21 protein-coding genes are annotated in these 24978 nt (G+C 44.4%); 15 read left to right on the top strand and 6 right to left on the bottom strand.

Annotated features, from left to right (window positions below):
* The 6 genes from ptsP (at nt 1) to BCT49_RS07345 (ending at nt 7039) form a co-directional block, all read left to right on the top strand.
* Nucleotides 1–2250 (top strand): phosphoenolpyruvate--protein phosphotransferase, encoded by a 2250-nt coding sequence (gene ptsP, locus BCT49_RS07320; RefSeq protein ID WP_102434697.1) that lies wholly within the window; start codon nt 1–3, stop codon nt 2248–2250.
* Nucleotides 2251–2258: 8 nt separating this feature from the next.
* Complete coding sequence (locus BCT49_RS07325) at nt 2259–3050, top strand: sulfite exporter TauE/SafE family protein (protein WP_102434698.1); 792 nt, start codon at nt 2259–2261, stop codon at nt 3048–3050.
* A gap of 88 nt (nt 3051–3138) precedes the next feature.
* Nucleotides 3139–3960, top strand: coding sequence for a prolipoprotein diacylglyceryl transferase (gene lgt, locus BCT49_RS07330; RefSeq protein ID WP_010434825.1), 822 nt, complete (start codon nt 3139–3141; stop codon nt 3958–3960).
* Between the two features lie 9 nt (nt 3961–3969).
* Nucleotides 3970–4821: a thymidylate synthase gene (locus tag BCT49_RS07335; RefSeq protein WP_017056122.1), complete on the top strand. Its 852-nt coding sequence runs from the start codon at nt 3970–3972 to the stop codon at nt 4819–4821.
* Between the two features lie 124 nt (nt 4822–4945).
* Nucleotides 4946–6349, top strand: a complete 1404-nt coding sequence (locus BCT49_RS07340) for a winged helix-turn-helix domain-containing protein (protein WP_102434699.1) — start codon at nt 4946–4948, stop codon at nt 6347–6349.
* Between the two features lie 213 nt (nt 6350–6562).
* Nucleotides 6563–7039, top strand: a complete 477-nt coding sequence (locus BCT49_RS07345; protein WP_102434700.1) for a hypothetical protein — start codon at nt 6563–6565, stop codon at nt 7037–7039.
* A gap of 280 nt (nt 7040–7319) precedes the next feature.
* Here BCT49_RS07345 and BCT49_RS07350 read toward each other — a convergent pair whose 3' ends face one another.
* Nucleotides 7320–8465, bottom strand: a complete 1146-nt coding sequence (locus BCT49_RS07350) for a Na/Pi symporter (protein ID WP_102434701.1) — start codon at nt 8463–8465, stop codon at nt 7320–7322.
* Nucleotides 8466–8854: 389 nt separating this feature from the next.
* Between BCT49_RS07350 and nhaR the strand changes: the two genes are divergently transcribed.
* Together nhaR and BCT49_RS07360 are read left to right on the top strand one after the other, a co-directional pair.
* The gene (gene nhaR, locus BCT49_RS07355) at nt 8855–9745 is read left to right on the top strand and encodes a transcriptional activator NhaR (protein WP_017106778.1); all 891 of its coding nucleotides are present in this window, start codon (nt 8855–8857) and stop codon (nt 9743–9745) included.
* A gap of 101 nt (nt 9746–9846) precedes the next feature.
* The gene (locus BCT49_RS07360) at nt 9847–10140 is read left to right on the top strand and encodes an ArsR/SmtB family transcription factor (protein WP_009848443.1); all 294 of its coding nucleotides are present in this window, start codon (nt 9847–9849) and stop codon (nt 10138–10140) included.
* A 227-nt stretch (nt 10141–10367) separates the two neighbouring features.
* On the opposite strand, the gene rpsT is transcribed toward BCT49_RS07360, so the two are convergent.
* A complete protein-coding gene (gene rpsT / locus BCT49_RS07365; protein WP_012603273.1) occupies nt 10368–10628 on the bottom strand; it encodes a 30S ribosomal protein S20 in 261 nt (86 codons plus the stop codon).
* Nucleotides 10629–10878: 250 nt separating this feature from the next.
* Between rpsT and murJ the strand changes: the two genes are divergently transcribed.
* From murJ to ispH, 6 genes are all read left to right on the top strand, one after another.
* Nucleotides 10879–12441, top strand: a complete 1563-nt coding sequence (murJ, locus tag BCT49_RS07370) for a murein biosynthesis integral membrane protein MurJ (protein WP_339375376.1) — start codon at nt 10879–10881, stop codon at nt 12439–12441.
* Between the two features lie 70 nt (nt 12442–12511).
* Nucleotides 12512–13447, top strand: coding sequence for a bifunctional riboflavin kinase/FAD synthetase (gene ribF, locus BCT49_RS07375; protein ID WP_016799151.1), 936 nt, complete (start codon nt 12512–12514; stop codon nt 13445–13447).
* 63 nt (nt 13448–13510) lie between these two features.
* A complete protein-coding gene (gene ileS, locus BCT49_RS07380; RefSeq protein WP_065113194.1) occupies nt 13511–16369 on the top strand; it encodes an isoleucine--tRNA ligase in 2859 nt (952 codons plus the stop codon).
* A gap of 161 nt (nt 16370–16530) precedes the next feature.
* A complete protein-coding gene (lspA, locus tag BCT49_RS07385; RefSeq protein WP_102434702.1) occupies nt 16531–17031 on the top strand; it encodes a signal peptidase II in 501 nt (166 codons plus the stop codon).
* Nucleotides 17032–17225: 194 nt separating this feature from the next.
* Complete coding sequence (gene fkpB, locus BCT49_RS07390; RefSeq protein WP_017080268.1) at nt 17226–17657, top strand: FKBP-type peptidyl-prolyl cis-trans isomerase; 432 nt, start codon at nt 17226–17228, stop codon at nt 17655–17657.
* 147 nt (nt 17658–17804) lie between these two features.
* Nucleotides 17805–18761 carry a 4-hydroxy-3-methylbut-2-enyl diphosphate reductase gene (ispH, locus tag BCT49_RS07395; RefSeq protein ID WP_029222310.1) on the top strand — a complete coding sequence of 319 codons (957 nt, stop codon included), beginning with the start codon at nt 17805–17807 and terminating at the stop codon, nt 18759–18761.
* A gap of 155 nt (nt 18762–18916) precedes the next feature.
* Here the strand turns inward: ispH and btsR are convergent, their stop codons facing one another.
* From btsR to BCT49_RS07410, 3 genes are all read right to left on the bottom strand, one after another.
* A complete protein-coding gene (btsR, locus tag BCT49_RS07400; protein WP_017106772.1) occupies nt 18917–19648 on the bottom strand; it encodes a two-component system response regulator BtsR in 732 nt (243 codons plus the stop codon).
* A 104-nt stretch (nt 19649–19752) separates the two neighbouring features.
* Nucleotides 19753–21423, bottom strand: a complete 1671-nt coding sequence (locus BCT49_RS07405) for a sensor histidine kinase (RefSeq protein WP_102434703.1) — start codon at nt 21421–21423, stop codon at nt 19753–19755.
* Between the two features lie 273 nt (nt 21424–21696).
* Nucleotides 21697–23190, bottom strand: coding sequence for a carbon starvation CstA family protein (locus BCT49_RS07410; protein WP_102434704.1), 1494 nt, complete (start codon nt 23188–23190; stop codon nt 21697–21699).
* A gap of 376 nt (nt 23191–23566) precedes the next feature.
* Between BCT49_RS07410 and BCT49_RS07415 the strand changes: the two genes are divergently transcribed.
* Nucleotides 23567–23917, top strand: a complete 351-nt coding sequence (locus tag BCT49_RS07415) for a DUF2799 domain-containing protein (protein ID WP_102434705.1) — start codon at nt 23567–23569, stop codon at nt 23915–23917.
* 119 nt (nt 23918–24036) lie between these two features.
* Here the strand turns inward: BCT49_RS07415 and murQ are convergent, their stop codons facing one another.
* The gene (murQ, locus tag BCT49_RS07420) at nt 24037–24957 is read right to left on the bottom strand and encodes an N-acetylmuramic acid 6-phosphate etherase (protein ID WP_102434706.1); all 921 of its coding nucleotides are present in this window, start codon (nt 24955–24957) and stop codon (nt 24037–24039) included.
* Nucleotides 24958–24978: the final 21 nt, after the last annotated feature.

A 24978-nucleotide genomic window follows, 5' to 3' on the forward strand; every position in this document is an offset into this window, starting at 1 on the left:
ATGCTCAGCCAACTAAGGGAAATAGTTGAACACGTATCAAGAGTTGAAGATGTGTCGACGGCTCTTGATATTTTGGTGAAAGAGACATGCAGTGCGATGCAGACAGAGTGCTGCACCGTGTATCTAGCGAATAATGATATGCAGCGCCTTGAGTTGATGGCAACTCAAGGCCTGATCTTTGAAGGGAATAGTATTCACATTGGTTTTGACGAAGGCTTAGTTGGCCTTGTCAAAAGAAGTGCTGAACCTATTAACCTTGCACAAGCATCTGCTCACCCAGCTTATAAGTTTTTTCCAGAACTAGGAGAAAGTGTTTACCACTCTTTTCTAGGCACGCCGATTATCCATCGCAAGCAAGTGCTTGGCGTTTTGGTTATTCAACAGAAATCTCCTCGTTTATTCAGTGAAATGGAAGAGTCTTTCCTTGTCACTCTCTCTGCTCAACTTGCGGTTATTGTGGCGCATGCCCAAACTCAAGGCCATTGGCTTCTTGAACAACAAAAGCTGCCCGCGATTAAAGGTATTGCTGCATCATCCGGTGTCGCTATCGGTGATTTATGGTGGGACAACACCCAGCCTGAATTAACCGATGTTTACCCGGCATCGACGCTCAATGTTGAAAGAGAACATGAGTTGTTGGCGGTTGCGGTCGAAAATGCCCTCAACGATTTCAAGCGCATGCGAAAGCGCCTAGACAGTGAAATCAACAAAGATGCGCTGGCGATCTTTGACTTGTTTACCCACTTACTCAACGACCCTATGTTGCGTAAGGACCTGAAAAGCCAAATTCAAAAAGGCGATAAGGCCGATTGGGCATTAAGACAGGTTGTTGAGAGCTACTCTAACCGCTTTGCCCGTATGTCTGATGTCTACCTTCGAGAGAGGGCGCAAGACATTCGCGAGCTGGGTCAAAGGCTGCTTTATTTCCTTCATAACTCAGAGCATGAGCTGCGGACGCTAGATAAACCGATTGTCTTGGTGGTGCGTGAGTTAACGGCTTCAGTCTTAGCGTCGATTCCAAAAGAGAAGTTATTAGCTGTCGTTTCCTTGGAAGGGGCGGCGAACTCGCACGCGGCTATTTTATCTCGTGCGTTAGGCATTCCCTCGGTAATGGGGGTAAATCTCAACTTAGCTCAAGCCAATGGCAAACAAGCGATTGTTGATGGTTACAGCGGTGAGATCTTTATTGAGCCGACTCAGAGCCTACTGAGCGAATACCAAGGGCTAATTCTAGAAGAGAGTGAGCTCTCCTCTATGGTTAACCGAGAATTGTACTTACCGGCAAAAACCCAAGATGACCGACAAGTCGAGATCTTGCTTAATGCGGGTTTAAGTGCCGATACCAATATTGCGATCAACCAAGGGGTGGATGGCGTAGGTCTGTATCGAACAGAAATCTCTTTCTTGTTGCAGCAGAGATTCCCGTCAGAAGACGAACAGTTCAAGCAGTATCGATCTGTGCTCGCGAGTTACCCTGAAAAGCAAGTTGTGATGCGTACACTCGATATCGGTGGAGATAAGGCGTTACCTTACTTCCCAATAGAAGAAGACAATCCATTCCTAGGCTGGCGTGGTATTCGTTTTACACTCGATCACCCTGACATCTTTATTATCCAATTGCGTGCGATGTTACGTGCGAGTTGTGATAGCCAGAACTTGAGTATCTTGTTGCCAATGATCTCTAGCACTCAAGAACTGGATGATACTGTTCAACTCATCGAGCAAGCCTACGATGAAGTGCATGAGCTCGACAATCGAGTTCGTATGCCGCGTATCGGTATCATGATTGAAGTGCCATCCATGCTTTACCTTCTTCCGCTGATTGCGGATAAAGTTGATTTCGTTTCGGTGGGCACCAATGATTTAACTCAATATTTATTGGCGGTTGATCGGAACAATTCCCGCGTCTCTGATGTCTATGAATCCATGCACCCTGCAGTGATCATGGCATTGAAACACATCCATGATACTTGTAAGCAATATCAATTGCCTGTGTGTATATGTGGAGAGCTTGCGGGTGATCCAATGGGCGCTTTGCTCTTGATTGGATTAGGGTATGAGACGTTAAGTATGAATACCTCAAATGTCGCAAGGACTAAGTATTTGATTCGTCAATCTAAGCTTAGTGAACTGCAAGATTTGGCAAATGAGGCGCTATCAAAACCGTATGGAAGTGACATCTATAGTATGATGCTCAACTATTTCGAAGAGCGTGAGTTTACAGGCTTCATTCGAGCGGGTAAAAAATAGGATTTAACGTGTCATACGAACTCATTGGCTTGTTAGCAGGCCTTGGTGCTGTTGTTGGTGTTTTAGCGGGTTTACTGGGCATTGGTGGTGGTTTGCTGGTGGTGCCAGCCTTACTGTTTTTACTTCCTAAAGCGGGTATTCCTCAAGAGTTTGCAATGCAGATGGCGTTAGCGACTTCATTATCAACCATTATTGTTACGTCAGGATCTTCTGCGATTAATCACCTAAAGCTCGGCAATGTCGAGATCTTTGTTGTGAAGTGGCTGATGCCTGGAGTGGTGGTCGGTGGCTTCCTAGGTTCTTTCATCGCAGACGTTATTCCCGCGCAATATCTGCCGAAGGTGTTTGGTATGATTGTCTTGGTACTGGCGTTGCAAATGCTGCTATCGATTCGTTCAACAAGCCAAAAAGTAATGCCTAGTTCGGTGAAGACGATGATGTATGGCGGCGGAATTGGTGTGGTATCGAGCTTAGCCGGTATCGGTGGAGGCTCTTTATCTGTACCTTTCCTGAATCATCACGGTGTGGAAATGCGCAAAGCCGTCGGTTCTTCTTCAGTATGCGGTTGTGTCATTGCGATTTCAGGAATGCTTGGATTTATTTGGCATGGTTCATCGGTTAACGATTTACCCGCTTTCAGTTTAGGTTACGTGTATCTACCCGCTCTGGTTGCGATATCTTGCACCTCAGTGTTGACCACTCGAATTGGCGCTAAGTTGGCGACTCAACTGCCAACGCCAGTGTTGAAAAAATTCTTTGCGGTATTTTTAATGTTTATAGCATCGATGATGCTGCTGTAGTGTATTTCTCCGTTGGTTGTTTTACTGAGTCGCTTAACTTCAGTGAAGTAGCTAACCCATTGTTTATTATTTAGATAGAGAGCCAAGTATGTCTCAGGGTTTTATCGAATTCCCAAATATCGATCCTGTTCTTATTGAACTAGGACCAATCTCAGTTCGTTGGTATGGCCTAATGTACCTAGTCGGTTTTATGTTTGCGCTTTGGTTAGCAAACCGCCGAGCTGATCAACCTGATAGTGGTTGGACTCGAGAGCAAGTATCAGATCTGCTGTTTGCTGGCTTCCTTGGTGTGGTGCTTGGTGGTCGTATTGGCTATGTGCTTTTCTACAATTTTGACCTTTTCTTAGCAGACCCACTGTACCTCTTTAAGGTATGGACCGGCGGTATGTCTTTCCACGGTGGTTTGCTTGGTGTTATCACTGCGATGTTCTGGTATGCGAAAAAGAACGGTCGAACCTTCTTTGGTGTTGCTGACATGATCGCGCCATTGGTTCCATTTGGTTTGGGCATGGGTCGTTTAGGTAACTTCATGAACAGTGAGCTTTGGGGCCGAGTGACTGATGTGCCATGGGCTATCGTGTTCCCGAATGGTGGGCCACTTCCTCGTCACCCATCTCAGCTTTATGAAATGGCGCTTGAAGGTATTGTGCTGTTCTTTATCTTGAACTGGTTTATCAAAAAGCCACGTCCTCTTGGTTCTGTATCAGGATTATTCCTAGCAGGATATGGTACATTCCGTTTCTTAGTAGAATACGTACGTGAACCAGATGCTCATCTTGGCTTGTTCGGCGGATTTATCTCGATGGGACAAATCCTGTCACTGCCAATGGTTATCATCGGTGTGCTGATGATGGTTTGGGCATACAAACGCGGTCACTACAAAGACGAATTACCACAACAAACGAAGTAAGGAATTGGTGTGAAACAGTATTTAGATCTCTGTCAGCGTATCGTTGATGACGGTACTTGGATTGAAAATGAACGCACGGGCAAGCGCTGCCTAACTGTGATCAATGCTGACCTTGAATATGATGTTGGTAATAACCAATTCCCACTGGTAACAACGCGTAAAAGCTTTTGGAAAGCGGCAGTTGCTGAACTGCTTGGCTATATCCGTGGTTACGATAATGCTGAAGATTTTCGCAAGCTAGGGACTAAAACTTGGGATGCGAATTCGAACCTGAACGAAGCATGGCTGAATAACCCTTACCGTAAGGGTGAAGACGACATGGGCCGTGTTTACGGCGTTCAAGGACGTGCATGGGCGAAACCTGATGGTGGTCATATCGACCAACTGAAGAAGATTGTTGATGATCTAACGAACGGTATTGATGACCGTGGCGAGATCTTAAACTTCTACAACCCAGGCGAGTTCCACATGGGTTGTTTGCGTCCGTGTATGTACAGTCACCACTTCTCTCTGCTTGGTGACACTCTGTACCTAAACAGTACTCAGCGCTCTTGTGACGTACCTTTAGGCCTGAATTTCAATATGGTTCAAGTATATGTGTTCCTCGCTATCATGGCGCAGATCACCGGCAAGAAAGCGGGTGTGGCTTACCACAAGCTTGTTAACGCTCATATCTATGAAGATCAACTTGCACCAATGCGTGATATTCAGTTGAAGCGTGAGCCTCTAGCTGGCCCTACATTCCATATCAATCCTGAAATTAAGTCTCTAGAAGATTTAGAAACGTGGGTAACGATGGATGATTTCTGGGTTGAAGGTTACGAATGCCACGAAGCGATTAAGTACCCGTTCTCGGTTTAATCTAATTCGCTTTGTTTGATTGAAAGGCTGCCTCTGTGCAGCCTTTTTTATTTGTTATGCTTGGCTTGCTTACTATTTGTAAAACCAATAATCTTGTGTGGTCTTTTCTAACTACAGAATTACTATGACTCGCTCGCATTGCTTTGTATTGCAACACGACTTTCCTATTGCTTTCTACCCTGAAAAAAATCAGTTGGTGGTTGATAGTGAAGCGATTCATTTAGAGCCATTACAGGCAAAGTTACTCAGTTATTTCATCGAAAATCGCGGGCAAGTAGTGAGCACTCAGCAGATAGCCGCTGATGTGTGGCAAAGAACTCAAGTGTCTGACAACTTGGTCAGACAGGTCATCAGCTTACTGCGCAGTCAGCTTCAGGATAAGTCACGTCCGTATCGCATTATTGAGACTATTCCTAAGCAAGGTTATCTGTTTGATGTTGAGGTGACTCAGCCGAGTGTCGAATCAATTCTCGTCGAGACAATTCCCGTCGAGAACGCCTCCCAACCTAAAACTCTTGTTACTAAGTCCAAAAAGAAAACCATCGCCCTAATTACAACTGCAGTACTTTCGGTTGGCTTGATAGCAACTTGGGTATGGCAAATCAACGTCCCAACCAATGATACTGTGGCTATTGCCGCTCATCAAAGTGATGTAATTCCCGTTTATATCCATGACATAACACTCGATTCTACGAATGAATATGAGATGTCGGAAAGCGTATACAACTATCTTTTCTATGGACTGAATTCGGCTAAAAACTTATCGGGTTACCATTTCTCTCAGCTTTCGAAGCAGAGTAAGCAATCACTTGCTAACAAGGGTGTTGAACTTAAAAGTTGGCTGAAACAGAAGGACGACGGTTATGTACTGAGCGTACTTGTGCAAAACAATCGCCAACCGAATCAAAGTCAGAAAGTGGAAAAGACCTTTAGCCAAGATAATTTCTTTGACGCTATTGGAGATGTCATTCTCGAGATCAAAGCCATTATTGCGCCAATGAATGCAGAGTACGGAGTGGCAAGCCATCGAGTGACTTCTATTGATAACTACGATGATTGGAGTGTTATTTCTGAGGGGATATCGTTGTTCTACCAAGGTAAAGGTGGTCAGCCATTTGAGGAAATAGCATTTCAGTTGGATACGATTCAACAACAAGGGCGAGATAATTATCTGGTTAATGCTTTACTGTCGTATTCGCAATCTTTGGCTTATTTACAAAGTCATGAGCAAGAAGATCGTGAACAAGCACTGCTATTGGCAAAGCAAGCCTTCGAGATGAACCCGCGTTGTGATATCGCTAATCTTACTTTGGGTCTTGCACTGTTAATCAATCAACATGCCAATCAAGCTTTCCCTTATCTCTCTTACGCTGCTGAAAGCACACCGAGCCCTATCAGTTTCTATTTGCTTAGTGTGGCTGATAAGCTGTCGGACAACCCAAAAGGTTCGCAATACAACTATCAACGCTATACCGAAGTAAAAAAAGAGCATACCGGTCAACTGTTTGATCTTATTGAATCTTTATAAAAAACAAACCTTTCCTAAACCATAACATATGCTTTCAGTGAAAGTGTGAGTGACAGCTGATGGCAACGGTATTCGGTGATATTTGTCTATCTTAATTAGCGTATTCAGTGTTTAGTTTTTGTTTGGACTCAAACTCTATTGCCTTGCATCAAAAGTAAAAAGGTCGACTTCCACATACTGGTAACCAAATCATTTAATATTTGGGGTACACACATGTTGAAGAAGTTGGCTTTTCAGATCATTCCAATTCAGATCTTCTTATTCGTCTTTTGGTTCAAGAATGGCTTTATCGATAAAGTGATGGGCGTGCTACTTGGCTTCATTACACCCGATACCGCTTATTCAGGTGACACTTGGGCTGGCTGGAAAGGCTATATTGTCGGCACTTGGGATAAGAGCCAAGTTGGCCATATTCTACTTAGCCCAACGTTTGATTTTATGTTTCCAGTTCTAATCGCACTGCAATGTTTACCCTTTTTATTGGTACTTCGCTCGGTGGTCGCAGGTGAATTCATGGCAGGTAAAGAACGCCCGTGGTTACTCTATGCCGCTTTTTCCTCTCTGTTCGTGACAAGTTGTATGGCATTTACGCAAACTATGACAGGTGCAAGCGATGGGCAGTACTTATGGCAGTTTATCGGCTTTAGCATGGTTGCCATTATGTACCTGCGTAATGAGCAAGGTAAGTAGGGTAGCTAGATACGAGTAAACGGGATACGAGATGCGAAGAGCTAAGAGTATAAGCGAGTAAATGAAATTAGGAATACGAAAAACATATCTAGGTTTGAGTCGGCGATATACCAAATACGATTATCACAGTTCGTGTTTTTCGTTACTCGCTTTCTCGTATCTCTAATCTGCTTCTGGCTCTTCGCTACTCGTTCACTCGCATCCCGTATCTGCAGTACAGAAAAGAAAAAGCCCGCAACCTAGGTTGCGGGCTTTGCTATAAACGATGTTTGTTTTGCTATTAAGCAGTCAGTGCTAACACGCTACCCGGCAGTACAAGGAATACCGCAATAAGGTAACCAGCCACTACAGCTTTGTTTTTCACAGCCATGTCAGAAATGATATCAGCTGCTTTCACTGGAAGTTCACGTAGGAACGGAATACCGAAGATAAATACCGTTGCCATGATGTTGAACACCAAGTGTACTAGAGCAATCTGAAGTGCGAATACTGCGAACTCACCAGATACTGCTGTTGCTGCTAATAGAGCGGTAATACACGTACCGATGTTTGCACCCAGAGTGAATGGGTAAACGTCACGTACTTTAAGAACACCTGAGCCTACTAGTGGAACCATCAAGCTTGTTGTCGTTGAAGAAGACTGAACAAGGATAGTAACGATAGAGCCAGAAGCGATACCGTGGATAGGACCACGACCGATTGCGTTCTTTAGAATTTCACGAGCACGGCCAACCATTAGGCTCTTCATTAGCTTACCCATTACGGTGATAGCTACGAAGATAGTCGCGATACCCAGAACGATAAGCATGATACCGCCAACAGTGTCGCCAAATGTTGATAGTGGCTCTTTAATCGCACTGACTACAGGCTTAGTGATTGGCTTGATGAAGTTTAGTCCACCCATGCTCATATCACCTGTTGCTAGCATCGGTGATACTAACCAGTGAGAAATTTTCTCTAGAATACCAAACGCCATCTCTAGTGGTAGGAAGATAGCAACGGCTAATAGGTTAAAGAAGTCGTGAATCGTCGCACTTGCGAATGCACGTTTGAACTCATCTTTACAACGAACATGACCAAGGCTAACTAGCGTATTGGTTACTGTAGTACCAATGTTTGCACCCATGATCATAGGGATTGCTAGCTCAACAGGTAAACCACCTGCCACAAGGCCAACGATAATTGAAGTAACTGTACTTGATGATTGAATAAGTGCTGTTGCCACTAAACCAATCATTAAGCCTGCAACTGGGTGTGAAGCAAATTCGAAAAGAACCTTTGCTTGCTCGCCTGTTGCCCATTTGAAGCCTGTACCAACCATTGAAACTGAAAGTAATAGTAGGTAAAGCATGAATGCCAAGTTAGCCCAGCGTAGCCAACGAGTTGTGCTCGAGATAGGCGCTGCTGCAGTAGTAGCTTGGTTCATAATGTTTTCTCCATTGGACCGTTTAAGTCTGTGTTTGGTCTGTTTGTTTAATCTGAGCGTGATGTTAGAGGGGAAATATTTCAGTAATATTACATTTTGGTTTACGTAAGACTTTTTTGTGATGATTTACTCTTTAAATATTCCTATAGCTAATGTGGATATTTTAAGTGTATGTTTTTATTTGATTTTTAATGGTATTTCTATAGGTGATATAGATCTTAAAAGTTAGAAAAAAATTGAAAATAATCGCTCAAATATTACATTATGAAATCACACACTTCGAAAAAGTAAGTGGTAATAGCCATTTAGGTTAGGTTTTTCCGAGTTTGTTGAGCGAAGGTGTCATATTTGATATAAAAGGTTATCTACTCTTTTACTACGGCGCACTTATGTCGCATCTCAACTATAACCATCTTTATTACTTCTGGATGGTTTGCAAACAAGGCTCTGTTACTAAAGCCGCAGAAGCTCTGTTTCTAACGCCACAAACGGTAACAGGCCAGATCAAGGCGTTAGAAGAACGTATGGATGGCAAGTTAACAAAGCGTAACGGGCGCAGTGTTGAGCCTACCGAGCTTGGCCAGTTGGTCTTCAAGTACGCCGATCGCATGTTTGGCCTGAGTTATGAAATGCTGGATATCGTGAATTATAGCCAGCATTCCAATATTCTGTTTGATGTTGGCGTTGCGGATGCTCTGTCCAAAAGATTGGTCAGTAAGATATTGATGTCGACTATCCCGCCCGATAACAGCATTCATTTACGCTGTTTTGAGTCGACCCATGAAATGCTACTCGAACAACTCTCTCAACATAAACTCGATATGATTCTTTCCGACTGTCCCGTTGATTCAAGCCAAAGCCCAGGCCTTTTTAGTAAGAAACTGGGTGAGAGCGGAATGAGCTTCTTCTGTTCTGGCAAAGTAGAAGGGATTAGTTTTCCTGCTGTGTTAGAACAAAGGAAGCTTTTGATCCCCGGAAGTCGAACTTCTATGGGACGAAAAGTACTGCAGTGGTTTGATAGGCAGGGTTTAAAACCCGACATTTTGGGCGAGTTTGATGATGTTGCTTTGATGAAAGCTTTTGCGCGTTATCACCATGATGCCATTTTTCTTGCTCCTACTCTTTATATGTCTGAAGTGGAAGAAGACACCTCTTTGCAACTTTTGTGTGATATTGAAGAGTTAAAAGAAGAGTACTACGTCATATTTGCGGAAAGGATGATTCAACATCCAGCAGTAAAAAATGTATGTGACGCAGATTTTAGTAAATTGTTCGAATGAGTTAGTTTGTTAATGAATTGATATCGATTATCATACCCAAGCAATATGCCGTAAATACTGATAGCCCGTAGTTGGCGTAATAAGTCGTTGGGAGCCAGACTATGAACTTAAAAGAGATGGAGAAGAACTCGGCGCAGGCCGTTATTCTACTCAAAGCCATGGCCAACGAGCGACGTTTACAGATCTTGTGCTTATTGCATGGTACAGAACTGTCGGTCGGAGAGTTATGTGGCAAGTTGGAATTGAGTCAATCAGCGTTATCTCAACATCTTGCTTGGTTGAGAAGAGATGGCTTAGTCGAAACTCGTAAAGAAGCTCAGACGGTGTATTACACATTGAGCAGTGAAGAAGTAAAAGCGATGATTAACCTACTGCATGGTATGTACTGCAAGTAGCTTATTGCTGGTGGATTAGCTCATTTCCTATCAGAAATAAGATAGGCACAAGGAAGTGTCGCTATTTATTAGTGAGGCTTAAGAACCATTATTAGCTAGGCTTAGGCAGTTATTAACAAGGCTTAGACAGCTATTAGTAAGACTTCGAGATGTGTTCGCTAAATTTCAGATATAAAAAAACCGGCCGAGGCCGGTTTTTTTCGTTTTGCGTTGTAATCAAATTTCTATTAAAGAGCTTTGATTGCAGCAGCGAAACGAGACTTATGACGTGCAGCTTTATTCTTATGAATAAGGCCTTTAGTCGCCATACGGTCTAGAAGAGGTGTAACTTCTACAAGAGCAGCAGTTGCAGCTTCTTTATTGCCAGCTTCAATAGCTGCAATAGTTTTTTTCATGTAAGTGCGCATCATAGAACGACGGCTAGCATTGTGCTGGCGACGTTTCTCAGCTTGGATAGCGCGCTTCTTAGCAGATTTACTGTTTGCCAAGGTCTAACTCCCAAAAACTTAGTTCGGTGACAATTTAAGGGCGAGGACTATCCCTCATAGGCGCTTAATTGTCAAATGATTTGTGCAAAAACCAATCTCAGCCAAACAAATTTTGGTATGGAAAGGTCATCGCGGTTAAGATGGCGGGGATTCTAACAGCATTTTTAGACCAATGCTAATAATTATGCTTCTAAGGATAGGATAGTATTTATCCTTGCTTGAAAGTAATCAACCAGTGTCAGAGGTTTCTGTGAGTAAACGACTATTAAAGTCAGGGCTGATTGTCAGTGTAATGACTTTTGTTTCCCGTGTCTTGGGGCTAGTGCGTGATGTCGTAGTAGCAAACTTAATGGGGGCAGGAGCAAGTGCAGACGTATTTTTCTTCGCCAATAAAATTCCTAATTTTTTACGTCGCCTGTTTGCCGAAGGCGCTTTTTCTCAAGCCTTTGTACCAGTATTAACGGAATATCACGCCGCCGGTGATAAAGATAAAACTCGAGACTTGATAGCAAAGGTGTCCGGTACACTTGGGGTGTTGGTTTCTATTGTTACGGTGCTTGGGGTATTAGGCTCTGGGGTTATCACCGCAATGTTCGGTGCGGGTTGGTTTATTGATTGGCTTAATGACGGCCCCTCAGCGCCTAAATTTGAACTCGCCAGCCTAATGTTGAAAATTACTTTTCCTTATTTATGGTTCATTACGTTTGTCGCCTTATCAGGTGCAATCCTCAATACCATGGGCAAATTTGCGGTTTCGTCATTTACGCCTGTGTTCTTGAACGTAATGATCATTGCGTGTGCTTGGTTTCTTGCTCCTAATTTAGAACAGCCTGAAATTGGTTTATCCATCGGTGTTTTTCTTGGAGGCTTAGTTCAATTCCTGTTCCAAATGCCTTTCTTGATCAAAGCAGGAGTATTGGTTAAGCCTAAGTGGGGTTGGAGAGATCCGGGCGTGGTTAAGATCCGCACGCTAATGATCCCTGCTTTGTTTGGTGTGTCAGTAAGTCAAATCAACTTGTTGTTCGATACCTTTATTGCCAGCTTTCTAGCGACGGGCTCTATCAGTTGGCTCTATTACTCGGATCGACTATTGGAATTTCCACTCGGTTTGTTTGGTATTGCCATTGCGACGGTTATTCTTCCTGCTTTATCTCGTAAGCACGTTGATTCTGAAGGTGAAGGATTTGCTCATACCATGGATTGGGGTGTGCGCATGGTGCTGCTGCTAGGCATTCCTGCGATGTTCGGTCTTATCGTGTTAGCAAAACCGATGCTGATGGTGCTATTTATGCGCGGTGAGTTTTCTCCCCATGATGTTAATCAGGCTTCCATGTCTTTGGTGGCGTACGCTTCAGGCTTGCTGAATTTCATGCTCATTAAAGTGTTGGCTCCTGGCTATTACTCTCGTCAAGACACCAAAACACCGGTGAAGTACGGCATCATTGCGATGGTGACTAACATGGTGTTCAACGCAATCTTCGCTTATTTCTATGGTTATGTTGGTTTGGCGATCGCAACGGCGTTGTCTGCGTTCGTGAACATGACTCTGCTTTATCGTGGTTTGCATTTAGCGGGTGTTTATCGTTTAACCAAGACTACCTTGTTGTTTAGCCTTAAATTATTGATCTCAGGTACGGTAATGGTTGGCGTGATTTTATGGCAGTTAGACAATATGCAATTGTGGCTTGATTGGGGCTTTAACCAAAGAGCGTTGACACTAACAGGGTTGATCGCACTTGGCGCCTTTGCTTATATTGTGTCGATACTGGTTTTAGGTATCCGAGTAAAACATTTAAAAGCAGCGACAGATTAATACTGATTAGTATATAATCCGTCGGTTTCACACAATAAATGATGCAAATAACAGGTTTTAGCTGATCACAATGGAACTGATCCGAGGTATACACAATATTAAAGCACAGCATCATGGCTGTGTATTAACCATAGGTAACTTCGATGGTGTTCATTTAGGGCATCAAGAGGTTCTGAGTCAGGTTTCTAAACAAGCTGCAGCATTAGGGCTCCCTTCTGTTGTCATGACGTTTGAGCCGCAACCTATGGAGTTGTTTGCCAAAGGTAAAGCACCAGCACGTTTAACTCGCTTACGAGATAAATACGTGCAACTGAGTAAGCTAGATATTAGTCGTTTATTGTGTGTGAATTTTAATCAGTATTTTGCAAGCTTGTCTGCGGAAGCGTTCATTAAAGACCTTTTGGTTGATAAGCTTGGCGTGAAATTCTTGGTTGTCGGTGACGATTTTTGCTTCGGTAAGGGTCGTACTGGTAATTTCGCTATGCTTCAAGAAGCGGGCGAGAAGTATGGTTTTGAGGTGGTGAGCACCCAGAGCTATTGCTTAAACCAATTACGAGTAAGCAGTACTGAGATACGAAATGCGTTAGCGGCCAATGATTTGGCTTCTAGTGCTACCATGCTAGGGCGTGACTACAGTATCAGTGGTCGTGTTTCTCATGGTCGTAAACTAGGGAGAACTATCGGTTTCCCTACCGCTAATATTCCATTAAAGCGTTGTGTTTCTCCTGTTTCGGGAGTGTATGTTGTTGAAGCATTAGATATCGACGGTGTTCCTGTCGGTGGTGTTGCTAATATTGGACAACGACCAACGGTTAATGGTGTAAGGCAGCAATTAGAAGTGCATTTTTTTGACTTTAAAGCCAATTTGTATGGTAAACAGTTAGAAGTACGACTTTTGCACAAACTGCGCGACGAAATAAAGTTTGAATCGTTCGACGCATTAAAGAATCAAATAGAATTGGATGCTGAAGCCGCAAGGGTGTGGCTGCTTCAGCTAAAGAATTAGTCGGATGATTCCACCGATTAACATAATGTCTAACTTCGCCCAATATAACGGAATTAAGAATCGATGAGTGATTATAAAGATACCCTGAACTTACCAGAAACAGGGTTCCCAATGCGTGGCAATCTGGCAAATCGTGAACCAGAAATGCTTAAGCGTTGGTACAAAGAAGACCTTTACGGTGAAATCCGTAAGGCAAAGAAAGGTAAAAAATCTTTCGTGCTGCATGACGGCCCTCCATACGCGAACGGCGACATTCACATTGGCCACGCGCTGAACAAGATTCTTAAAGACATTATTATCAAATCTAAGACTCTTTCTGGTTTTGATGCACCGTACATCCCTGGTTGGGACTGTCACGGTCTTCCAATCGAGTTGATGGTTGAGAAGAAGAAAGGTAAGCCTGGTCAGAAGATTTCAGCTGCTGAATTCCGCGAAGAGTGTCGTAAGTACGCTGCGGGCCAAGTTGAAGGTCAGAAAGAAAGCTTCAAACGTCTTGGTATCATGGGCGAGTGGGACAAACCTTACCGCACTATGGATTTCGGCACAGAAGCGAACATCATTCGTTCTCTAGGTAAAATCGCAGACAAAGGTCACCTACTTAAAGGTTTCAAACCTGTTCACTGGTGTACTGACTGTGGTTCTGCTCTGGCTGAAGCTGAAGTTGAATACAAAGATAAAGTTTCTCCATCTATCGATGTAAAATTTTCTGCAGCTGACGAAGCGGCTCTACTAGAGAAATTTACTCTAGCGGAAGGCCACGCTGGTCAAGGCGAAATCTCTATCGTTATCTGGACAACAACACCATGGACTCTGCCTGCTAACCGCGCAGTATGTCTACGTGATGATCTTGAATACGTATTGATCCAAGTTGAAGCAAATGGTGAACAACCTGCTCAACGTATTATTGTTGCTTCTGAACTAGCAAAAGACGTAATGGATCGTGCGGGTATCGAGCGTTTCCATAACCTTGGTTTTGCGACTGGTGCTGATCTTGAGCTTTCTCAGTTCAACCACCCGTTCTACAACTTTACGGTTCCTGCTGTTCTTGGCGATCACGTAACAACTGATTCTGGTACTGGTGTGGTTCATACCGCTCCTGGTCACGGTCAAGAGGATTTCGTGGTTGGTAAAAAGTACAACCTAGAGATCGCTAACCCAGTAGGCTCAAACGGCGTTTACCTGCCAGACACTGAGCTTTTTGCTGGTCAGCATGTATTCAAAGCGAACGATTCTGTTTTAGAAGTTCTAAAAGAGAAAGGTGCACTACTGCATCACCACGCTTACGAGCACAGCTACCCACATTGTTGGAGACACAAAACTCCAATCATCTTCCGTGCAACACCACAATGGTTCATCTCTATGGATCAAGCTGGCCTACGTGCAAAAGCACTAGAGTCAACGAAGAGTGTTGAGTGGATGCCTGAATGGGGTCAAAGCCGTATCGAAGGTATGATCGAAGGTCGCCCTGAGTGGTGTATCTCTCGTCAACGTACTTGGGGTGTGCCAATTGCTCTGTTCGTTCATAAAGAAACATCAGAACTTCACCCAGATAGCCCTGCTCTTATTGAAAAAGTAGCGAAGCTTGTGGAAGAAAAAGGCATTCAAGCTTGGTGGGATGTAGATGCTGCTGAACTGATGGGTGCTGAAGACGCTGACAAGTACGAGAAAGTACTTGATACGCTAGACGTATGGTTCGACTCAGGTGTAACGCACTTCTCTGTTGTGGATTCTCGTGAAGAGTACAACTTCCCGAATGAAGAAAGAACGCACAGTGCTGATCTTTACCTTGAAGGTTCTGACCAACACCGTGGCTGGTTCCAATCATCTTTGATTTCATCTATCGCGATGAAAGACGAAGCACCATACAAGCAAGTGCTAACGCACGGTTTCGTGGTTGATGGTAACGGCCGTAAGATGTCTAAATCTATCGGTAACGTTGTTGCTCCTAAAGATGTAACCAACAAGCTAGGCGCAGATATTCTACGTCTATGGGTTGCTTCTACGGATTACACTAACGAAGTTGCGGTTTCTGACGAGATCCTTAAGCGTTCTGCTGATGCTTACCGTCGTATTCGTAACACGGCTCGTTTCTTCCTAGCGAACTTGAACGGTTTCAACCCTGAAACTGACCTAGTTCCTGCTGAAGAAATGGTAGCACTTGATCGCTGGGCTGTTGGCCGTGCTCAAGCTGCACAAGAAGAGATCGTTAAAGCATACGGTGAGTACAACACTCACGGTGTGACTCAACGTCTAATGCAGTTCTGTTCTATCGAAATGGGTTCTTTCTACCTAGACGTAATTAAAGACCGTCAGTACACAGCGAAACAGGGCAGCCATGCTCAACGTAGCTGTCAAACGGCGCTTTACTACATCGTAGAAGCTCTAGTTCGTTGGATGGCTCCTATCATGTCGTTCACTGCAGATGAAATCTGGAACGAGATGCCAGGCGAGCGCGACACGTTTGTATTCACTGGCGAGTGGTTCGAAGGCCTATTTGGTCTTGCTGACGACGAAGAGCTAAGCAACGAATTCTGGACTGAAATCCAGTCAGTTCGTGGCGCAGTGAACAAGCTTCTTGAAGATGCTCGTAAAGAGAAAACAATCGGTGGTGCACTGCAGGCTGAAGTTACTCTATACGCTGACGATGCACTAGCGGCTAAAATCAACAAGCTAGAAGATGAGCTACGTTTCGTACTTATCACTTCTGCTGCTGTTGTTAAGCCACTTAGCGATAAGTCTGATACAGCTCAAGCGACAGACGTTGAAGGTCTATACGTTGAAGTTGCAGCAACTGAAGCTGAGAAGTGTGACCGTTGCTGGCACCACACTCCAGATGTAGGCACAATTGAAGGTCACGAGAAAATTTGTGGTCGTTGTGTGTCGAACATCGACGGTGAAGGCGAAGTGCGTAAGTTCGCATAACGACTCAGAGAAAGACTGAACTTTTTGTAAAAATCATAGCCCCAGTATCAACTGGGGTTATTTTTAATTATAGGAAATGTGTTTAACCAAGCTGACTTCTCGTATTCATTCTTGAGAGTGGATAATGAGATGATTTGACTGAGTAGATACTAGGAATAGAAATGAGTGAAGTTTCGTTAAAACAATCTGGTGTGCGTTGGTTATGGCTGGCTTTGCTAGTATTCCTTGCTGATATCGGTATCAAACTCTTTGTCATGGACAACATGGGTTATGGCTGGGCAAACCGTATTGAGGTGTTGCCATTCTTTAACTTTTTGTATGTTCATAACTATGGTGCGGCATTTAGCTTTCTGAGCGATCAGAGCGGCTGGCAGCGTTGGTTGTTTACGGGTATCGCATTTGCGGTAACGGGTATGCTGACATACTGGATGAGCAAACTACCTGCAGCAGAAAAGTGGAATAACATTGCTTATGCGATCATCATTGGTGGTGCGGTAGGTAACGTATTCGACCGTGTTGTACATGGTTTTGTGGTTGATTACCTAGACTTCTACTGGGGTACTTACCATTGGCCTGCATTCAACTTGGCTGATATGGGAATCTGTATCGGTGCTGCGATGATCATCTTAGATGGCTTCCGCAAGAAAGATGAAAACAAATAGGCGACTCAGGCATTAATGAGTATTAACTAAATCGCTTTGAAATAGATTGCCCTAAAGTCAGTCTATGACTCACAGAATAGAATAGCCCTAAGCGCTGTCGGTTGATTCCGACGGCGCTTTTTTTTATGCTTCAGTCAACAAGGAAGCAAAGCACAGTGCATCCTCAAATAATAAAGAAATCTAAGGAAAGTAACGTGGCAGCAATTAAAAATGATTCAGCAGTAACTCTACATTTTACGATTAAAATGAAGGATGGTTCAGTTGCCGATAGCACCGAAAACATGGGCAAACCCGCTAAGTTCGTGATGGGTGATGGTAGCCTAAGCGAAAACTTCGAAGCGTGTTTGCTTGGGCTTGAAGCGGGTACAGAAAAGTCTATTGAACTGAAAGCACAAGACGCGTTTGGTATGCCTAACCCAGACCATATCCACCACATGGATAAAGCGAAGTTTGCTGGTGGTACTGATGTTGAAGTCGGTACTATCATGGCGTTCTCTGGCCCTGACGGTATGGAAATCCCGGGCATTATCACTGATATCGCAGGTGATTCAGTGACCGTTGATTTTAATCACCCATTAGCAGGCCAAGACGTTACGTTTGACGTCAACATCTTAGCGGTGGAATAACGATAGAATAGTTGTCTTCACGCTAGAACAAGATAGCCTTACAGCTGTGATGTCACCCAGAGCTTCACTGTGTAGGCGCTTCACTGTAGAATGCGAATCTCGCTGACAGCGAACTCTATAGAAACAACCTTAGTACCGCGGTAAATGATGAGCAATGAAATGAAAATAATGTTAGCTAACCCTCGTGGCTTTTGTGCTGGTGTCGATCGTGCAATCAGCATCGTAGAACGCGCACTGGAAATGTATCAGCCACCGATCTATGTTCGCCATGAAGTGGTGCACAACCGCTTTGTTGTTGAGGGGCTCAAGCAGCGTGGTGCTATTTTTGTCGAAGAACTGAGTGAAGTGCCAGACGACAACATCGTGATCTTCTCTGCTCACGGTGTTTCTCAAGCCGTTCGTAAAGAAGCGAAAGAGCGTGAACTCACGGTATTTGATGCAACATGCCCATTGGTAACCAAAGTACATATGGAAGTTGCTCGTGCGAGCCGCAAGCATATGGAAGTGGTACTGATTGGTCACGCGGGTCACCCTGAAGTGGAAGGCACTATGGGCCAGTACGCTAGCCAAACCGGTGGCATGTACTTGGTTGAGAAGCCAGAGGACGTACAGAACCTAGTGGTGAATGATCCAAGTAACTTGCATTACGTTAGCCAAACAACGTTGTCAGTTGATGAAACGGCGGATGTGATTGAAGAGTTACGCCGCGTGTTCCCTGAGATCCAAGGGCCACGTAAAGATGATATTTGCTACGCAACACAAAACCGTCAAGACGCGATTCGCGAGATGGCTGGTGATGTTGATGTCGTGATTGTTGTTGGTTCTAAGAACTCATCTAACTCAACACGTTTGAAAGAGCTGGCTGAGAAGCTAGGCACGCCAGGTTACCTAACCGATTGCCCTGAAGACATTCAAACAGAATGGGTTGAAGGGAAAAAGAAAATTGGTGTGACAGCGGGTGCTTCAGCGCCTGAAGAGCTAGTAAACCAAATCTTAGATCGTATTCGTGAGCTAGGTGCCACTGAAGTTGAAGAGATTCAAGGTCGTGAAGAGAACATGTTCTTCGAAGTACCGAAAGAGCTACAGATCAAGCAAGTCGACTAATCTCTATTGATTGGTGACAACATCGATTCGTGATACTAGCGATTCGCAACACTATCGATTTGTAAACACTATTGATTTGTAAACAGCAGGAAGCCAACGTGATACGTTGGCTTTTTTGATCGTGCTTTGGAACAGGGTGTCGAATTTCTAACGGGTTACTGGAGACCTAGTTGCTCTTTTAAAGTCTTTAAGTAACGACGACTGACAGGCACTTCAAAACCTGTCAGTGTAATGATCTCGGCTAATCCATTTTCTAATAATTTGATCTCTTGGATCGATTTTATGTTGATCAAATATTGGCGATGACAGCGGATCAAATCGGTCTTTTCTTCTAGGATCTTCAGGGTTAACTGTGAAGTGGCGGTTTGTGATGAACTACGAACATGCACACCGCTGATATCTGAATAAGCGCATTCGACCGTTTGGCTTGCCATGATCACAATGCGGTTGTGACCAATGCACGGGATTTGCTCTAAGTGGCAGGGAGCAATCGCGGAGATGTTTTGTTCTGGCGCTTTCTGGTTCTGCTTGATGACTTTATTCAGACGACAAACACTCTTGTTTAATCGACAAGGTTCAACCGGCTTGAGTAGGTAATCAAAGGCATTGTCTTCAAAGGCTTGAATCGCATATTGATCGTAGGCGGTGACAAAAACCACGTAAGGCATGGTGTCTGGGTCAAGCATGCTCAGCAATTCAATCCCTGTAACCTGAGGCATTTGGATATCCAAATACACCACATCCGGCTTGAGAAGGTTGATCTGTTTAAGTCCTTCGATCGCATTGCTAGCTTGGCCAATGATTTCCACTTCACCTGTTTCAGTCAGTAGTTCAATCAGCTCTTCACGAGCAAAAAGCTCATCATCGACAACTAATGCTTTTAACATCCTACAATCTTCATCTTGATTCTATCCCTGCTTGATTCACGCTTTTCTTTTAAATGTCAGCTTCTAAATGTTTCGACTCGGAGCGATTCGTCTTCGAAAACCCACTATTTTAGTATAGGTATGATAAAGCTCATTCGAGTAAATTGCTGTGGTTGAGATTCTATTTTTAGTGCAGAGTCTTGTCCAAAGAAATTAGTGAGTCGTTTATCAACAATTTCCATCCCTAAACCGACATGGTCTTGAGACGGCTTTTGATAGTTGCCTGCATTGTCTTCCACGATCAGCTTAAATCCACCCTCGAAGGCTTCGCTATAGATCTTCACTTGGCCGCCTTCCAACATGTTTGAAATACCATGCTTGATGGCGTTTTCAACCAGTGGCTGCAGGGTAAAGCTTGGCAGTTGCGACTCATACAATTGTGGGTCGATATCCCATTCCACTTCTAATCGGTCGGTAAAACGCGCCTTCTCAATAGTTAGGTACGCATTAACGTGTGCCAACTCGTCTTTGAGTTTCACGGTATTGATATTCTGCTTCAGGTTACTTCTAAAGAAGTGAGACAGATGTTGAATAAGCTCTCGTGCTTTATCAGGGTCACGACGTGTAACGGCACTGATGGTGTTGAGTGCATTGAACAAGAAGTGTGGGTTCACTTGAGCGTGCAGTAGTTTGATCTCAGCTTGGGTGAGCAATGTTTGCTGCTGCTGATAGTTGCTGAATAAGATCTGACTCGACAATAGCTGAGCGATACCTTCACCCATCGACATGTTGATGGTCGAGAACAGCTTTAGCTTTGGCTCATACAGCTTGATGGTGCCGACCACTTCATTACCCGCACGCAGTGGAATAATAAGCGCAGAGCCCAATTTACAATCTTGCGAAAGAGAGCATTGGTACGGGTTCTCTTTACCATCAAGGTAGATGATGTCGTTCTGTTCCATCGAGGTAAGCGTGCTCTGCGATGAAATAGGGGTATTTGGGATATGGTGTTCATCGCCAATGCCGACGAACGCGAGGATTTTCTCTCGGTCGGTAATCGCCACCGCACCAACGTTGGTTTCTTCGTAAACGATGCGTACGATTTTTTGCGCGTTATCGGAATTAAACCCACCATGCAGAATACCCACCGAACGCTCGGCGATGGTTAATGCGCGGCGCGAGAAGGTCGCAGAGTATTTTTCGAAGATGGTTTTCCTGTCTTGGATGATGCTCATGAACAGCGCTGCACCCACAGAGTTGGCGATGATCATTGGAGCAGCAATATCGGACACTAAGGCATAGGATTGCTCGAACGGTTTCGCGACGGCAAGCAATATGATCATCTGAATGATTTCGGCAAACAGGGTCACAGAGAACACCACCAGAGGGTTAAACAGTTGGCTAGCTTTGTTCTTTCTCACGAGGTAAACGTGTAACAGGCCGCCAATCAAGCCTTCTGCTGTGGTTGAAATCGCACAAGCTAGATCGGTGAATCCACCCAAAGAGTAACGATGGATACCGCCAGTAAAACCGACCGCAAAGCCGACCACCGGACCACCAAACAGACCGCCCATAACTGCTCCCATCGCACGGGTGTTGGCAATGGCATCATTGATCTGTAAGCCAAAATAGGTGCCCATAATACAGAACAGGGAAAACAGAACGTAGCAGCTGATTTTATGACTTAAGCGCGAAGAGATGCTCAACAAAGGGAGAATAAGTGGAGTCTTACTGAGCATGTAAGCAATCACTAAGTAGACACAGGTTTGTTGCAGCAGAGAGAGAATGAGTTCCATATTTTCACCTATTGAGAAGCTTGTTAAGTGTAAAGCTCATTGCGGGGTAACGGTAGCTTTGCTTGTCTTTTCATGGCTTGTATCGAATGACTTTGGTTTCCCAAGGTCGAGAAATTAATATTTAGAAATAACAAAGCCCATCACATTGGACGGGCTTTAGTCTTAATTTCCACGAATCACTGGGTAATTACGGGAGCAAGCGAAGTTGTGCTTGGCAGTTCTTTTGTCTCTTTCTATGAAGATTGGTCTCTTTTTCCAAAGAGCCTTAAAGAACTAGGCTGTTTTAGTCACCGGTTTTGACTCTTGATCTTGCTCGTCGTCAGCTAGGTCGATATCGCCTTTGCCTTTTGAAATCTTGATAACGTAAGTCGTAATCAGTAGAGATGAAACCACACCTACGATTGTTGAGATTTGCATAGGTAGACCAAAACCTAGTTGGCTGTTGTTCAGGATAAATGTGATACACACAGACGTCATGAAGATAGCTGGAACCGTTGTTACCCAGTGCAGTTTGTTGTGACGAAGTAGGTAAGCTGAAGCTGTCCACAGCATCATTACTGCCGTTGATTGGTTAGCAAAGCCAAAGTAGCGCCAGATGATACCGAAATCTACTTGAGTCAGGATGCCACCAAGAACGAATAGCGGTAGAGCCATTAGTAGGCGGTTGCGCAGTGTTTTCTGTTCCATGTTGAAGTATTCAGCAAGGATAAGACGGCTTGAACGGAACGCAGTGTCACCTGAAGTGATAGGTAGGATAACCACGCCAAGGAAAGCAAGGATACCGCCAAATACACCCAGTAGGCCAAATGAAGCGCTGTATACCACGTTACCTGGGCCGCCGTTTGCAATCGCGTCAGACAAAGACTCAACTGAACCGAAGAATGACAGGGCAAGTGCACACCAGATTAGAGCGATGATGCCTTCACCGATCATTGCACCGTAGAATACGAAGCGACCGTTCTTCTCGTTTTCCATACAACGCGCCATCAAAGGAGACTGAGTTGCGTGGAAGCCAGAGATAGCACCACAAGCGATAGTGATGAATAGAGCAGGCCAAAGTGGTAGGTCATTCGGGTTCATGTTGGTGAACATGTCTTTCATCTCGAAGCCACCCATGATTTGGTGCTCGTCAGATAGACCAATCGCAGTGATTAGGCCAACAGACATGAAGATAAGTAGTGCACCGAACAGTGGGTAGAAGCGACCAATGATTTTATCGACAGGGACAATCGTTGCGATGATGTAGTAAGCAAAGATGATAACAACCATAGTGCTTGCAGACATCACGAAATCAGTTTGGTCGTTCACTAGGTTAGTGATCATGCCTGCAGGAGCAGATACGAATACCACACCAACAAGAAGCAGTAGAACAATGGCAAAGATGTTCATAAAGTGTTTTGCGCCATTGCCTAGGTAACGTCCAGTGATGGTTGGAACCGAAGCACCACCATTACGGATAGATAACATACCTGAGAAGTAGTCGTGTACTGCACCTGCGAAGATACAACCTAGTACAATCCAAAGCATTGCTGCTGGGCCGTAAAGGGCACCCATGATAGGACCGAAGATTGGACCTACACCTGCAATGTTAAGCAGTTGAACTAGGTAAACCTTTGGTGTCGACATTGGAACGTAGTCCACGCCGTCTTGCTTGGTATGAGCAGGTGTTTGACGCTTTTCATTGATACCGAAGATCTTCTCGATAAAGGCACCGTAAATAAAGTAGCCACCAATGAGTGCTGCGACGCAGGTAAGAAACCACATCATAATTTGTTATCCCTGAATGTATTAATTAAGTCAGGGTGTATATTAAAGGAGTCGATGAGAAGAAACTTCCGCTACTGGAGTGAGTGGTCGAATAGCCAATTTAGTGGTGCTATAACTGATTGAGTGGTTTGTCATCTTGACGGAGTGGTTGATTCTTTGTATCGAACGGCTTATTTACCGAGTAGACAGGTTGATTGACCTAACAGAGAGGTGGAAAGAAGCTGTGAGTGGTAGGTTACTGCTCTTGAGTGGTCTGTATCAGTCTCAAGCGGAGAACATGAGACAATGAGTGGACATCGACAGGCGTTCAGCGGAGAATCATCACAAAGGCAGCGCTTCGTCAGGAAGTGGTGAAGTAACAATATAAAGGATTGAAATGAAAAAAATAATAACACTATTCGCCGTGGCATTTAGCCTTGCAGGATGCAGCGCTAATGTTCAAGATTTAGCAGCAGAAGGTAACTGGCAAGAGATCGGTTATCGTGATGGTATTAAAGGCAACACTCAGCGTTCTTATTCAGAAATGACAGCGCTTGGTGCGGTTGATCAAGCCAGTTATACAGAAGGTTATCACTTAGGTGTGACTGAGTTCTGTAATCCTAACCATGCTTATCAGATTGGTTTGTCTGGTCAGGTGTATGAAGGTGTGTGTTCTGGTACGGAAGACGCTCAACGTTTCCGTATGGAATGGCAACGTGGCTGGGATGAGTTCTCGAACGACTATTAATCCGGCCTGCGGCTAATTCTTGATTTCGTTAAATAAAAAACCAGTACCTCATGTGTACTGGTTTTTTGTATAACGCCGAATCAATAACGCTTAATCAATATGAGAGCCTACCTGTCGGTTTATTGATTATTCTCTACTGCTTTTCTTAGGAAGCCGTCTTGTTGATCAAGCTGAGCTTTGGCCGATTCAAAATCGAGCCCTGTCAGAATCATCAAAATCGCTAGCTTTACGTCATAATCGGTGGTTTTCAGTGTCGATACTGCCAGTGCTTTATCGCATTCTGTTGCTTGGATTACGATACGAGCAGCACGGGCAACCAACTTCTCATTGGTCGCTTTCACATCGACCATCAGGTTCTGATAACTCTTACCAATACGAATCATGCTCGCTGTGGTGAGCATATTAAGTACCAGCTTTTGTGCGGTGCCTGATTTTAAACGGGTTGACCCTGTTAAGGCTTCTGGACCAACGACTGGGCTAATTGCGATTTGAGCAATCTCGGCAATAGGAGAACCTGGGTTACAAGACAGCGCAACCGTCACCGCACCAATCTGATTCGCATAGTTGAGCGCACCAATCACGTAAGGTGTGCGACCGCTGGCTGCGATACCTACCACGACATCATTTTCTGTAAATTGAATGGCTTTTAGGTCTTCAATACCGAGAGTCAGCGAATCTTCCGCTCCCTCTTTGGCTTTTAAAATCGCTTCTGGTCCGCCAGCAATTAGACCGATAACCATCTTGTCTGAAACACCAAAAGTCGGAGGGCATTCTGATGCGTCTAACACACCTAATCGACCACTGGTGCCTGCGCCCATATAAATCAGTCGACCACCGTTTTGAAAGGCGTGAGCGATCTTATCAACCGCTTTCGCGATCTGTGGTAATTCGGCTTCGATCGCCAGTGGAACCTGTTTGTCTTGTTGGTTAATCTTTTCAACCACTTCGAGAGAGGTGAGCAGATCAATATCCATAGTGTCAGGGTTTCTCCCCTCCGAAACGAGGTGCGAGAGCGCTGATATGAGAGCGTCGTTACTCATAATGATCCTTAAATGGTGATT

Source organism: Vibrio lentus, assembly GCF_002875945.1.
Taxonomy (GTDB): Bacteria; Pseudomonadota; Gammaproteobacteria; order Enterobacterales; family Vibrionaceae; genus Vibrio; species Vibrio apostichopi.